The following is a 13,081-nucleotide window of genomic DNA, read 5'->3' on the forward strand; positions in this document are numbered from 1 at the left end:
ATCCGGTTTCGCAGGCGCACGGTGCGGCAGCGACGCCGTCACCCGATTTCCGGCAACGCGAACATGGCCCGGTGACGACGGCAATCGGCCATGCACAACCTTCAGGACTTCCGACAGTCAGTGCGGCACGGGGCGGCCGTATTCGTCATGCAGCGAGCCCGCATTGAAGAGGCGGCACGATCGCGCCGCTATCGTCCGGCACGACGCGATGCGCCCGTAGCCGCCTGTCGTCACCGCATCCGCAATCGACGCACTGCACCGACGACCCAAAACGAAAAACCCCTTGATCCTTTCGGATCAAGGGGCTTCGTATTTTGGCGGAGAGGGTGGGATTCGAACCCACGGTACGGGGAAACCGTACGCCTGATTTCGAGTCAGGTACATTCGACCACTCTGCCACCTCTCCTTCCTTACTGCATTTCGCGGCTGGTCGTTTCCGCGAGAAAAAGATTATAAGACGATCGATTCGCGGCTGACAAGCCCTTTCTGCAAATTTTTTGCGAGGGCGCGAAAGACCGGCGTTACGACGCCTGCACCGGCGCGTCGATCCGCTCCATGCCGCCCATGTACGGACGCAGCACTTCCGGCACCGTGACCGAGCCGTCCGCGTTCTGGTAGTTCTCCAGCACCGCGACGAGCGTGCGGCCGACCGCCAGGCCCGAACCGTTCAGCGTATGCACGAGCTCCGGCTTGCCCTGCGCGTTGCGGAACCGCGCCTGCATCCGGCGCGCCTGGAACGCCTCGGTGTTCGAGCAGCTCGAGATCTCGCGATAGGTGTTCTGCGCGGGCAGCCATACCTCGAGGTCGAACGTCTTCGCGGCCGAGAAGCCCATGTCACCCGTGCACAGCGTGATCACGCGGTACGGCAGGCCGAGCTTCTGCAGGATCGCTTCCGCGTGGCCGACCATCTCGTCGAGCGCCGCGTACGACGTTTCCGGCGCGACGACCTGCACCATCTCGACCTTGTCGAACTGGTGCTGACGGATCATCCCGCGCGTGTCGCGGCCGTACGAACCGGCTTCCGAGCGGAAGCACGGCGAATGCGCGGTGAGCTTGATCGGCAGCGCCGACGCGTCGACGATCGACTCGCGCACGGTGTTCGTCAGCGAAATCTCGGACGTGGAGATCAGGTATTGCGTGACCGTGTTTTCCGCACCGCCCTTCTCGACGCGGAACATGTCGTCCGCGAATTTCGGCAACTGGCCCGTGCCGTACAGGATCTCCGGGTTCACGATGTACGGCGTATACGTTTCGGTATAGCCGTGCTGCTGCGTGTGCGTGTCGATCATGAACTGCGCGAGCGCGCGGTGCAGGCGCGCGATCGGGCCGCGCAGCATCGTGAAGCGCGCCCCGGCGAGCTTCGCGCCCGTCTCGAAATCGAGGCCGAGCGGGGTGCCGACGTCGACGTGATCCTTCACCGCGAAGTCGAACTGCCGCGGCGTGCCCCAGCGGCGCGCCTCGACGTTGTCGGCTTCGTCCTTGCCGACCGGCACGCTGTCGTGCGCGACGTTCGGCATGCCCAGCATCAGGTCGGACAGGCGCGCCTGGATCTCGCCGAGCTTGGCTTCCGACGCCTTCATGTCGTCGCCGATCCCGCTGACCTCGGCCATCACGGCCGACGTGTCCTCGCCCTTGCCCTTCATCGCGCCGATCTGCTTCGACAGGCTGTTGCGGCGCGCCTGGAGCTCTTCGGTGTGGGTCTGGATCGCGCGGCGTTCCGCTTCGAGTGCGGAGAACGCGGCGACGTCGAGGGTGTAGCCGCGATCGGCGAGGCGCTTGGCGACGCCGTCGAGGTCTTTGCGCAGCAACTGGATGTCGAGCATGGGAGGACTTGGAAAATCGTTGTGTAAGACGGGAATTCTAACGCACCGCGCGGCCGCCACGGCGTCGGCCGGATGGACAATGCCGCAAATGGGCAGCCATGGCAGTATCGCATTCGCGGCCCGCCGCCTCGGCGGCCGGCGAATTGCCGCGCGCGTGGCCATGACGGATCGCACCACGCCCGCGCCGGCCGGCGGCAACCGAATCGGGCGGAGCGCCGGCTCCGCGTCACAGCTCCCAAGGAATCCGATGACCATCGAACTCGACAAGGATGTCCGCGACCGCGCGATCGCGTCGCTGCAACGTTATTTCACAGAAAACATGGACGAGCCGATCGGCAACATCCAGGCCGGCGCGCTGCTGCATTTCTTCATTCAGGAAGTCGCACCGGCGATCTACAACCTCGCGATCGCCGACGCGCAGGAACGCCTGCATGCGCGGGTCGCCGAACTCGACATCGAATGCCACGAAGAGCCGTTCGAATACTGGAAGAAACAGCAGCCGGCCCGCAAGCGCTGACGCCTGCGCGGCGGCGCGGATCGAACCGGCGCGCGCGGCGCCGTCAATCCTTCTTGCCGGCCTCGCGATCAAGCTCGCGCAGCCAGGCGAGCTTCTCGGCGATCTTCGACTCGAGCCCGCGCGGCACCGGCTGATACCAGCGCGGCTCGCGCATCCCGTCCGGCAGGTACGTCTCGCCGGCCGCGTACGCGTTCGGCTCGTCGTGCGCGTAACGATAAGCGTGGCCGTAGCCGAGCTCCTTCATCAGCCTGGTCGGCGCGTTGCGCAGGTGCACGGGCACCTCGCGCGACTTGTCCTGCTTCACGAACGCCATCGCCTGGTTGAACGCGTTGTAGCCGGCGTTGCTCTTCGCCGCGCACGCGAGATAGATCACCGCCTGCCCGAGCGCGAGTTCGCCTTCCGGCGAGCCGAGCCGCTCGTAGGTTTCGGCCGCGTCGTTCGCCACCTGCAACGCGCGCGGGTCGGCCAGGCCGATGTCTTCCCACGCCATCCGCACGATGCGCCGCGCGAGATACTTCGGATCCGCGCCGCCGTCGATCATCCGGCAGAACCAGTACAGCGCGCCGTCCGGGCTCGACCCGCGCACCGACTTGTGCAGCGCCGAAATCTGGTCGTAGAAATTGTCGCCGCCCTTGTCGAAGCGCCGCGCGTTCAGCGTCATCGCGTTGCTGACGAAATCGGCATCGATCGTCGCGACCCCGGCCGACGTCGCCGCCGTCTGCGCCTGTTCGAGCAGGTTCAGGAAGCGGCGCGCGTCGCCGTCCGCGTAGCCGACCAGCGTATCGATCGCCTTGTCGTCGAACGCGAGGCCGTCGAGCGCGATTTCCTGCGCACGCTTCAGCAACTGGCGCATCTCGTCATCGTTCAGCGACTTCAGCACGTACACCTGCGCCCGCGACAGCAATGCCGAATTGACCTCGAAACTCGGGTTTTCGGTCGTCGCGCCGATGAAGGTCACGAGGCCCGATTCGACGAACGGCAGCAGCGCATCCTGCTGCCCCTTGTTGAAACGGTGGATCTCGTCGACGAACAGGATCGTGTGGCGGCCGGTACGGTTCAGCGTGTCCTTCGCCTGCTCCATCGACTCGCGGATGTCCTTCACGCCGCCGAGCACGGCGGACAGCGCGATGAACTCGCAGTCGAACGCGAGCGCGGTGAGCCGCGCGAGCGTCGTCTTGCCAACGCCGGGCGGCCCCCACAGGATCATCGAATGCGGCTTGCCCGATTCGAACGCGAGCCGCAGCGGCTTGCCTTCGCCCAGCAAATGCGTCTGGCCGATCACCTCGGCGAGCGTCTTCGGCCTCAGCGCCTCGGCGAGCGGGCGGCGCGGCTCGACTTGAAACAGGTCGGACATGAACCCTCGCTCCACATCAAACGGTCGCGGCCGAACCGGCCGCCGGACCTGACATTATGACAGCCGCGCGAGCGCGCCGCCGGGCCTGGTACCCGCGTCCGTTACACGCGTCCGTTACACGCGTCCGTTACACGCGTCCGTTACACGCGTCCCCAAACAACACGGGCCTGCCGTCGCCGGCAGGCCCGTGTCGGGAAAACGGCGCAGCGAAGGTCAGCCGTTGATCACGTCCGCGCCCTTCGGCACGACGAACTTGAACGTATCGCCCTTCAGCGACGGGTTCGTCTGGATGTTCGTGAAGGTCAGCAGCGTCACGTTGCCGAACACGTCGTGCAGCTCCATCGCAGCAAGCGTGCCGTTGCGGAAACCGATGCCGATCCGCTGGAACTGCGTGTCCTGCGCCTTCGGCAGCATCTCGAGCCATTCGATGCCGCCCTTCTCGCCGGCATCGCGCAGCGTGTAGTTCTTGTCGAGATCGTTGCTGCCGAACAGGATCGCCGCGGGGCTCGCGCCCAGCGCGCCGTTCAGCTTGCGCTCGGTAACCTGGTTCAGGTCGCGGTCGTACACGTAGAGCTTGTCGCCGTCGGCTTGCAGCACCTGCTGGTACGGCTTCTGGTACGTCCAGATGAACTTGCCCGGCCGCGCGAACACGAACGTGCCGCTCGAATTGTCGGTGGGCTTCGGTGCGGCCTGCACGGCGCTCGCGCCCTTGGCCGGCGCCTTGACGATCTGCTGCGTGAAATCGCCCTTCGCCGAACGCACCTGGGACACGAAGGCCTTCAGTTGCTCGGTGCCACCCGCGAACGCGTGCGTCGCCGCGAGCATCAGCGATGCGCCGGCGAGCGCCGCGCCGAGCCAGCGCCGCGTCGAACGAAGGGACATTGCGAACGAATGTTGCTGCATATTGCGGTTTTCTCCGTGGGTGGCCGGCGCTGCGGGCGCCGCGGACTCATTCCGCGTCGCGCGCCGGCACAAGAATTTCGCGGTTGCCGCTCGACGACATCGCCGACACGAGCCCCGACTGCTCCATCTGCTCGAGCAGCCGCGCCGCGCGGTTGTAGCCGATTCGCAGATGGCGCTGCACGAGCGAGATCGACGCGCGGCGGTTCTTGATGACGATCTCGACCGCCTGGTCGTACAGCGGATCAGACTCGCCGCCGCCTTCGCCGGTTCCCGCGCCGGCCGAGCCCTCGTCGCCGTCGGCGGTGCCGCCTTCGAGCAGACCCTCGACGTAGTTCGGCTCGCCCTGCTCCTTGAGCTTCTCGACGACGCGGTGCACTTCGTCGTCGGCAACGAACGCGCCGTGCACGCGCACGGGCAGCCCCGAGCCGGGCGGCAGGTACAGCATGTCGCCCATCCCGAGCAGCGATTCGGCGCCCATCTGGTCGAGAATCGTGCGCGAGTCGATCTTCGACGAGACCTGGAACGCGATCCGCGTCGGCACGTTCGCCTTGATCAGGCCGGTGATCACGTCGACGGACGGCCGCTGCGTCGCGAGGATCAGGTGGATGCCGGCCGCCCGCGCCTTCTGCGCGATCCGCGCGATCAGTTCCTCGACCTTCTTGCCGACGACCATCATCAGGTCGGCCAGCTCGTCGATCACGACGACGATGTTCGGCAGGCGGCCGAGCGGCTCGGGATCTTCCGGCGTCAGGCTGAACGGGTTCGGGATCTTCTCCTCGCGCTTCGCCGCCTCGTCGATCTTGTTGTTGTAGCCGGCGAGGTTGCGCACGCCGAGCTTGCTCATCAGCTTGTAGCGGCGCTCCATCTCCGCGACCGTCCAGTTCAGCGCATGGCCGGCCTGGCGCATGTCGGTGACGACCGGGCACAGCAGGTGCGGAATGCCTTCGTAGACGCTCATTTCGAGCATCTTCGGATCGATCAGGATCAGGCGCACCTGGTCGGCGGTGGCCTTGTACAGCAGCGACAGGATCATCGCGTTGATCCCGACCGACTTGCCCGAACCGGTCGTACCGGCCACCAGCAGGTGCGGCATCTTCGCGAGATCCGCGCACACCGGCTTGCCGCCGATGTCCTTGCCGAGGCTCAGCGTCAGCGCCGACGACGCGGCCGCATACACCTCGGAGCCGATGATCTCGGACAGGTGCACCGTCTGCCGGCGCTGGTTCGGCAGTTCGAGCGCCATGTAGTTCTTGCCGGGAATCGTCTCGACCACGCGGATCGACACGAGCGACAGCGAACGCGCGAGATCCTTCGCGAGGTTGACGATCTGGCTGCCCTTCACGCCGGTGGCCGGCTCGATCTCGTAGCGCGTGACGACCGGGCCCGGATACGCGGCGACGACGCTCGCCTCGACGCCGAAGTCCTTGAGCTTCTTCTCGATCAGGCGCGACGTGAATTCGAGCGTATCGGCGGAAATCGCTTCCTGCGTCTTCGGCGCCGGGTCGAGCAGCGACACCGGCGGCAGCGTCGAATCGCCCGGCAGGTCGGTAAAGAGCGGCACCTGGCGCTCGCGCTCGACGCGCTCGGACTTCGCCGGCGTGACGACCGGCGGCACGATCGTCACCGGCTCGTGATCCTCGATGCGCACGCGCTCCTCTTCGACCTTGCCTTCGCGGCGCACCGCCGCGGCCTCGCCGAGCTTGCGGTCGCGCTCGGCCTCGCGGCGCAGCTTCGCGACGTTGACGGCGGACAGGATCGCGCCGCCGACGCGCTCGGCGACCGACAGCCACGAGAAGCGGAAATACAGCGACAGGCCGATCGCGAGCGCGATCAGCAGCAGCAGCGTGCCGCCCGTGAAGCCGAACGCATGCGACATCGCGCCCGCGACGGCCTCGCCGACGACGCCGCCCGGCGCGCGCGGCAACTGCACCTTCAGCGACCACATGCGCAGCGCCTCGATGCCGTCGCACGCGAGCACGACCAGCACGAACGCGAAGATCTCGGTGAGCCAGCCGATCGGCCGCTCCGGTTCGTCGGGAATCGCGTCGTGGCGCGTGATGCGGCGGTAGTTGACGGCGATGCGCCGCCCGAGCGGCACGATCAGCCAGTAGGCCGACAGGCCGAACAGCAGCAGGATGATGTCGGCCGTCCATGCGCCGACGCGGCCGGTCCAGTTCGAGATGTGATCGACCTGGGCGGCGTGCGTCCAGCTCGGATCGCGCCGGCTGTAGCTCAGCAGGGCCATCACCAGAAAGGCGCAGAGCGCGACCTGGAGAATCCAGCGGATCTCCGTGAGGAGCTTCGACATCCGGTGCGGCAACGCCTGTGCCTGGGCGGAATAAGGAGCTTTTGCCATGAATCCGTATAAAGAGGACGGGCCGTGCGCCCGCCTGTCGTTCGATCGCGCTTATTGTAAACGCTGCACTGGGCCGCCAAGTGTAAATGACGGTTACATAACGGGGACGGCATGCCGAACCGGCGCGGCCGGCCGTCACCGGGCCGGATGCCCGCCCTTGCGACAACGCGCCGCCGCATGGCAGGCTGCCGCCCGGCCCGTTGCCCCGGTACGGACGGCACGCCGCGAAACGCTATCGCCACGATTGAAACTCTCGTTCGGCAGCGCAGCAACGGGGCCTTTATAATGCGCGTCTGATACCCATCTATGACGGCATCCCGGTCAACCCGGACCGTCCGGCGAGCCTTATCCCGCCCGCCGCAGCCGCCTTTTACGGATTCGCACATGTCCACGCCCAAACACGCCAAAGTCCTGATTCTCGGTTCCGGCCCCGCCGGCTACACGGCTGCCGTCTACGCGGCACGCGCCAACCTGTCCCCGGTGCTGATCACCGGCATCGCGCAGGGCGGCCAGCTGATGACCACGACCGATGTCGAAAACTGGCCGGCGGACGCGAAGGGCGTGCAAGGCCCGGAACTGATGGCGCGCTTCCAGGAGCACGCGGAGCGCTTCAACACCGAAATCGTCTTCGACCACATCCACACCGCGAAGCTGCACGAAAAGCCGATCCGGCTGATCGGCGACTCGGGCGAATACACGTGCGATTCGCTGATCATCGCGACCGGCGCGTCCGCGCAGTATCTCGGCCTGGCCTCCGAGGAAGCGTTCATGGGCAAGGGCGTGTCGGCCTGCGCGACCTGCGACGGCTTCTTCTATCGCAACCAGGAAGTCGCGGTGATCGGCGGCGGCAACACGGCCGTCGAGGAAGCGCTCTACCTGACCGGCATCGCGAAGAAGGTCACGGTGATCCACCGCCGCGACAAGTTCCGCGCGGAGCCGATCCTGATCGACCGCCTGCTGGAGAAGCAAAAGGAAGGCGTCGTCGACATCAAGTGGGATCACGTGCTCGACGAAGTGACGGGCGAGGAATCGGGCGTCACGGGCCTGCGTATCAAGAACGTGAAGACCGGCGCGACGGAAGACCTGCACGTGCAGGGCGTGTTCGTCGCGATCGGCCACAAGCCGAACACCGACCTGTTCCAGGGCCAGCTGGAGATGAAGGACGGCTACATCCTGACGAAGAGCGGCCTGCAAGGCAACGCGACGTCGACGAGCGTGCCGGGCGTGTTCGCCGCGGGCGACGTGCAGGACAACGTGTACCGCCAGGCGATCACCAGTGCGGGCACGGGCTGCATGGCCGCGCTCGACGCGCAGCGCTACCTCGAAAGCCTGCACGACAAGAAGTAAGCCGGGAGCCTTGCCGCGGCGGGCGCTACAATGGCGTCCGCTGCCGCGAAGCGGGCTCGACCGGAAAGCCGCTGCCGCCGCGCAGCGGCTTTTTTCTGCCCGCGCGCCCGAACGCGCCTGCCCCGTTACCGAATCATGGCGAAGAACCAGCCCCATCCGAGCGATCCCGCGAAGCGGAAGATCGCTGCCCGTCCCGTGACCGCGGCGCCCGCCGCGCCGCCGCCCGCGCCCGATGCGGCCGCGTTGCGCGGCCAGGGCCTCGCGGGCCTCGGCGCATTGCGCAAGTCGCTGCAAGGCGAAGCCGATCGGCGCGAGCGCGCGCGCATCGAAACCGTGCAGGCCGAGCGCAAGGCGGAAGCCGACGCGAACCTGTTCCGCAACGAAATCGGCACGATCCGGCCGCTGAACGCGCCGCCGCGCGCGTCGTCGGGCCGCATGCCGCCCGACCCGGTGCCGAAACAGACGCAGCGCGACGAGGAAGCCGTGCTGAACGCAACGCTGTCCGACGAATTCGATCCCGAGACGCTGCTCGACAGCGACGACTCGCTGTATTACCACCGCCCCGGCATCAGCCGCGACGTCGTGCGCAAGCTGAGAAGCGGCGCATGGATCGTGCAGGCGCAGATCGATCTGCACGGGATGCGGCGCGACGAAGCGCGCGATGCGCTCGCCGAATTCATCCGCGAAGCCGGCAAGAAAGGGCTGCGCTGCCTGCGCGTGATCCACGGCAAGGGGCTCGGCTCGATCGGCAAGGAGCCGGTGCTGAAAGGCAAGGTGCGCGCGTGGCTCGTGCAGAAGGAAGAAGTGATCGCATTCTGCGAGGCGCGCGGCCACGACGGCGGCGCGGGCGCGGTGCTGGTGCTGCTGCAGCCGCACGCGGCGCCGGCCGACCGGGGGCCGCGTGCCGCATCCTAGGCTGACGCTCGCGATCGCGATACTGGAGGCGATCGCTACGCTGGCTTTCGCGATTTCGGGGTTCATCGAGGCGCGCAAGAACCGCCTCGACTCGGTCGGCACGTTCGTCGTCGCGCTCGCGACCGCCTTCGGCGGCGGCACGCTGCGCGACATCCTGCTCGAGCGCCGGCCGTTCTACTGGGTCGTGCACGACGACTACGTGATCGCGATCTTCGTGCTCGCGCTGTTCGCGCCGTTCGTGATGCGCATGCTGTCGCGGCTGTCGGCCGAACGGCTGCTGCTGATCGCCGACGCGATCGGGCTCGGCATCTTCAGCATCTCGGGCACGTCGATCGCGCTCGACGCCGAGATGCCGCGCTTCATCGCGGTGATGATGGGCGTGATCACCGGCGTGGTCGGCGGGATCGTCCGCGACGTGCTGTGCAACGATATCCCGCTGATCCTGCGCGATTCGCGGCCGTACGCGACCTGCGCGTTCGTCGGCTGCTGGTTCTACCTGCTGCTCGTGTGGCTGCAGGTCGACTCGGTGTACAGCGTGCTGCTCGCGACCGGCTTCATCCTCGTCGCGCGGCTCGCGACGTTCAAGTTCGACGTGCGGTTGCCGCATTGACCTGACCGACGCATCCGCGGACGAATCATCCGCATCGCGGAAACGAAAAAGGGGCCGTTCATCGAAACGGCCCCTTTGCCTTTCGTTCAGCGCAAGCGTCGCGTCACGCGATCCGCTCTTCCGACGCCGGATCGAACAGCACGGCCTTCGACACGTCGAACAGCAGCGACTGCGTCTGCCCCGGCTGCGGGTTCGCGGCCGGATGCACGCGGCTCACGATCCGCTTGCCGTTCACCTGCGCGAACACGTGCGTGTCCGGGCCGGTCGGCTCCGTCACGTCGACGCGCACGTCGATCGGCTGCAGCTTCGACGTCTCGCCGTGATGTGCGTTGCGCGCGTCGGTGATGCGCTCCGGACGCAGGCCGAGGATCACCTCGCGGCCGACGTGCGACTTCAGTTTCGCCGCGTCGAACGGCAGGATCAGCGCGCTGCGCGCGAGGCCCGTGTCGATCTCGAGCGCGATCCCGCTGCCCTGCTCGACCAGCTTGCCGTTGATGAAGTTCATCGGCGGCGCGCCGATGAACCCCGCAACGAACAGGTTCGACGGCGAATCGTAGATCTCCTGCGGCGCACCGAACTGCTGGACCACGCCGTCCTTCATCACCGCGATCCGGTCGCCGAGCGTCATCGCCTCGATCTGGTCGTGCGTCACGTAGACGATCGTCGTGCCGAGACGCTGGTGCAGCAGCTTGATTTCCGCGCGCATCTCGATGCGCAGCTTCGCGTCGAGGTTCGACAGCGGTTCGTCGAACAGGAACAGCGACGGATCGCGCGCGAGCGCGCGGCCCATCGCGACGCGCTGGCGCTGGCCGCCCGACAGTTGGCCCGGCTTGCGGTCGAGCAGGTGCTGGATCTGCAGCATCGCCGACACGCGGTCGACGATCTGCTGCTGCTCGTTCTTCGGCACCTTGCGGATGTTCAGGCCGAACGAGATGTTCTCGCGCACCGTCATCGACGGATACAGCGCGTACGACTGGAACACCATCGCGATGTCGCGATCCTTCGGCGACAGGTCGTTGACGACCTTGCCGTCGATGCAGATCTCGCCGCTCGTGACGGTCTCGAGCCCGGCGATCATGTTGAGCAGCGTCGATTTCCCGCAGCCCGAGCCGCCGACCAGGATCAGGAACTGTCCGTCCTCGATCTCGATGTCGACACCCTTCAGGACCGGCACCCCGTTCGGGTAGGTCTTGTACACGTCACGGATGGAAAGGCTTGCCATGCTGTGAATCCTCTGTCTCGTCTCGCGCGGCGCACTCGGGCGCCGCGTCGGGTTCGTTTCGATGCGCCGCGCGTGGTGCGCGGCCGGTTCGTCGTATCGGATAACGCCGCGCCTACCCCTTCACCGCGCCCGCCGTCAGCCCGCGCACGAAGTAGCGGCCGGCGACGATGTAGACGAGCAGCGTCGGCAGCGCGGCGATGATCGCGCCGGCCATGTCGACGTTGTATTCCTTCACGCCCGTCGACGTGTTGACGAGGTTGTTCAGCGCGACCGTGATCGGCATCGAATCGACGCCGGAGAACACGATCCCGAACAGGAAGTCGTTCCAGATCTGCGTGAATTGCCAGATCAGGCACACCATGAAGATCGGCAGCGACACCGGCAGCAGGATCTTCGTGAAGATCGTGAAGAAGCCGGCGCCGTCGATGCGGGCAGCCTTCACGAGTTCGGCCGGCACGCTCACGTAGAAGTTGCGGAAGAACATCGTCGTGAACGCGATCCCGTACACGACGTGCACGAACACGAGGCCCGGAATCGTGTTCGCGAGGCCGAGCATCCCCTGCAGGCGCGCCATCGGCAGCAGGATCACCTGGAACGGGATGAAGCAGCCGACCAGCATCATCGTGAACAGCGCGTCGGCGCCGCGAAAGCGCCAGTGCGTGAGCACGTAGCCGTTGAACGCGCCGATCAGCGAAGAGATCAGCACGGCAGGAATCACCATCTGCAGCGAGTTCAGGAAGAATGGCTTCATGCCGTCGCAGCGCACGCCGGTACAGGCGCCGCTCCATGCCTTCACCCACGGGTCGACGGTCCACGTGGTGGGCGGCGTCAGCAGGTTGCCGGTGCGCAGCTGGTCGAGGTCCTTGAACGACGTCGACAGCATCACGTAGATCGGGAACAGGAAATACAGCGCGAACAGGATCAGTGCCGCATAGATCACTGCCCGGCTGATCGTCATCTTAGGCTGCATTGCGGGTGCTCCTCGATTCCATATACATCAGCGGCACCAGCACCGCGACGACGGTCGCGAGCATCATCACCGAGGACGCCGCGCCGAGCCCGAGCTGGCCGCGGTTGAACGAAAACGTGTACATGAACATGGCCGGCAGCGACGACGACGTGCCCGGGCCGCCCGCCGTCAGCGCGACGACGAGGTCGAAGGTCTTGATCGTGATGTGGCAGAGGATCAGCAGCACCGAGAAGAACACCGGGCGCATGCTCGGGATCACGATCTTGCGGTAGATGGTCGGCAGCGTCGCGCCGTCGACCTGCGCGGCCTTGAAGATCTCGCCGTCGACGCCGCGCAGCCCCGCGAGGAACAGCGCCATCACGAAGCCGGTCGACTGCCACACGGCCGCGATCACCACGCAGAAGATCGCCTTGTCCGGATCGTCGAGCCAGCCGAACGAGAAGCTGGTCCAGCCCCAGTCGTGCATCACCTTCTCGAGGCCGAGGCCCGGGTTCAGGATCCACTGCCATGCGGTGCCGGTCACGATGAACGACAGCGCCATCGGGTACAGGAAGATCGCGCGCAGCGCGCCTTCGTTGCGGATCCGCTGGTCGAGCAGGATCGCGAGGAACAGGCCGAGCCCGACGCAGATCGCGATGAACGGGATCCCGAACCAGCCGAGGTTCGCGGCGGAGGTCCACCACACGTCGTTCTGGAACAGGTCCGTGTAACGGCCGAAGCCGTCGAATTCGTAGTTGGGCAACAGCCGCGAGCGGGTCAGCGACAGATAGCCGGTAATCAGGATGAAGCCGTAGATGAACACCACGGCGATCGCGACGCTCGGCGCGAGCACGAGCTTCGGGATCCAGCGATCGGCGAAGGCCGACATCGGCGACGTACGCCGTGCGGCGGCAGCGCCGGATCCGTTTCCGCTAAGAGGGGCAGCCACTTGATTCGACTCCTGGAACGAGGGCGACGCAGGCCGGGCCGGCGCCGGGTACGGCACGGGCCCGCGGGCGAGCCCGTTTGCTGCACATGCAAAAACGCCCGGCCGATGAAGCGTGTCCGGCCGGGCGCCTGGCGCG

General features: G+C 66.6%; 11 protein-coding genes and 1 tRNA gene. 4 read left to right on the top strand and 8 right to left on the bottom strand.

What is annotated here, in order from left to right:
• Positions 1 to 315: 315 nt before the first annotated feature.
• Positions 316 to 406, bottom strand: a tRNA-Ser gene (locus tag HWX76_RS31080).
• Between the two features lie 115 nt (positions 407 to 521).
• Positions 522 to 1,823, bottom strand: coding sequence for a serine--tRNA ligase (gene serS / locus HWX76_RS31085; RefSeq protein ID WP_050011596.1), 1,302 nt, complete (start codon positions 1,821 to 1,823; stop codon positions 522 to 524).
• Between the two features lie 247 nt (positions 1,824 to 2,070).
• Between serS and HWX76_RS31090 the strand changes: the two genes are divergently transcribed.
• Positions 2,071 to 2,340 carry a DUF2164 domain-containing protein gene (locus tag HWX76_RS31090; RefSeq protein WP_050011597.1) on the top strand — a complete coding sequence of 90 codons (270 nt, stop codon included), beginning with the start codon at positions 2,071 to 2,073 and terminating at the stop codon, positions 2,338 to 2,340.
• Between the two features lie 43 nt (positions 2,341 to 2,383).
• Here HWX76_RS31090 and HWX76_RS31095 read toward each other — a convergent pair whose 3' ends face one another.
• The 3 genes from HWX76_RS31095 to HWX76_RS31105 all read right to left on the bottom strand — a co-directional run bounded on the left by HWX76_RS31095 (position 2,384) and on the right by HWX76_RS31105 (position 6,953).
• On the bottom strand, positions 2,384 to 3,694 hold the full coding sequence (locus HWX76_RS31095; RefSeq protein WP_011544833.1) for a replication-associated recombination protein A: 1,311 nt from the start codon (positions 3,692 to 3,694) through the stop codon (positions 2,384 to 2,386).
• A gap of 213 nt (positions 3,695 to 3,907) precedes the next feature.
• On the bottom strand, positions 3,908 to 4,597 hold the full coding sequence (gene lolA, locus HWX76_RS31100; protein WP_050011598.1) for an outer membrane lipoprotein chaperone LolA: 690 nt from the start codon (positions 4,595 to 4,597) through the stop codon (positions 3,908 to 3,910).
• A gap of 46 nt (positions 4,598 to 4,643) precedes the next feature.
• Positions 4,644 to 6,953, bottom strand: a complete 2,310-nt coding sequence (locus HWX76_RS31105; protein ID WP_176016850.1) for a DNA translocase FtsK — start codon at positions 6,951 to 6,953, stop codon at positions 4,644 to 4,646.
• 384 nt (positions 6,954 to 7,337) lie between these two features.
• Between HWX76_RS31105 and trxB the strand changes: the two genes are divergently transcribed.
• From trxB to HWX76_RS31120, 3 genes are all read left to right on the top strand, one after another.
• Positions 7,338 to 8,300 (top strand): thioredoxin-disulfide reductase, encoded by a 963-nt coding sequence (gene trxB, locus HWX76_RS31110; protein WP_050011600.1) that lies wholly within the window; start codon positions 7,338 to 7,340, stop codon positions 8,298 to 8,300.
• A gap of 135 nt (positions 8,301 to 8,435) precedes the next feature.
• Entirely contained in the window at positions 8,436 to 9,215 is a 780-nt protein-coding gene (locus tag HWX76_RS31115) for a Smr/MutS family protein (RefSeq protein WP_050011601.1), read from the top strand.
• Complete coding sequence (locus tag HWX76_RS31120; protein WP_176016851.1) at positions 9,202 to 9,825, top strand: trimeric intracellular cation channel family protein; 624 nt, start codon at positions 9,202 to 9,204, stop codon at positions 9,823 to 9,825. Before HWX76_RS31115 ends, HWX76_RS31120 begins: the two co-directional genes overlap by 14 nt.
• A gap of 103 nt (positions 9,826 to 9,928) precedes the next feature.
• On the opposite strand, the gene ugpC is transcribed toward HWX76_RS31120, so the two are convergent.
• The 3 genes from ugpC to HWX76_RS31135 form a co-directional block, all read right to left on the bottom strand.
• On the bottom strand, positions 9,929 to 11,047 hold the full coding sequence (gene ugpC / locus HWX76_RS31125) for a sn-glycerol-3-phosphate ABC transporter ATP-binding protein UgpC (protein ID WP_050011602.1): 1,119 nt from the start codon (positions 11,045 to 11,047) through the stop codon (positions 9,929 to 9,931).
• Positions 11,048 to 11,159: 112 nt separating this feature from the next.
• Positions 11,160 to 12,017, bottom strand: coding sequence for a carbohydrate ABC transporter permease (locus HWX76_RS31130; protein WP_011544828.1), 858 nt, complete (start codon positions 12,015 to 12,017; stop codon positions 11,160 to 11,162).
• A complete protein-coding gene (locus HWX76_RS31135; protein ID WP_011544827.1) occupies positions 12,007 to 12,945 on the bottom strand; it encodes a sugar ABC transporter permease in 939 nt (312 codons plus the stop codon). Before HWX76_RS31135 ends, HWX76_RS31130 begins: the two co-directional genes overlap by 11 nt.
• Between the last annotated feature and the right edge of the window lie 136 nt (positions 12,946 to 13,081).

The organism is Burkholderia sp. BCC0398, assembly GCF_902833245.1.
Taxonomy (GTDB): domain Bacteria; phylum Pseudomonadota; class Gammaproteobacteria; order Burkholderiales; family Burkholderiaceae; genus Burkholderia; species Burkholderia sola.

Excerpts from the sequence above, each read along its gene's own strand:
- HWX76_RS31105 (WP_176016850.1), bottom strand. The coding sequence starts at position 6,953 with ATGGCAAAAGCTCCTTATTCCGCCCAGGCACAGGCGTTGCCGCACCGG.
- HWX76_RS31130 (WP_011544828.1), bottom strand. The coding sequence starts at position 12,017 with ATGCAGCCTAAGATGACGATCAGCCGGGCAGTGATCTATGCGGCACTG.
- lolA (WP_050011598.1), bottom strand. The coding sequence starts at position 4,597 with ATGCAGCAACATTCGTTCGCAATGTCCCTTCGTTCGACGCGGCGCTGG.
- serS (WP_050011596.1), bottom strand. The coding sequence starts at position 1,823 with ATGCTCGACATCCAGTTGCTGCGCAAAGACCTCGACGGCGTCGCCAAG.
- HWX76_RS31115 (WP_050011601.1), top strand. The coding sequence starts at position 8,436 with ATGGCGAAGAACCAGCCCCATCCGAGCGATCCCGCGAAGCGGAAGATC.
- ugpC (WP_050011602.1), bottom strand. The coding sequence starts at position 11,047 with ATGGCAAGCCTTTCCATCCGTGACGTGTACAAGACCTACCCGAACGGG.
- HWX76_RS31095 (WP_011544833.1), bottom strand. The coding sequence starts at position 3,694 with ATGTCCGACCTGTTTCAAGTCGAGCCGCGCCGCCCGCTCGCCGAGGCG.
- HWX76_RS31090 (WP_050011597.1), top strand. The coding sequence starts at position 2,071 with ATGACCATCGAACTCGACAAGGATGTCCGCGACCGCGCGATCGCGTCG.
- trxB (WP_050011600.1), top strand. The coding sequence starts at position 7,338 with ATGTCCACGCCCAAACACGCCAAAGTCCTGATTCTCGGTTCCGGCCCC.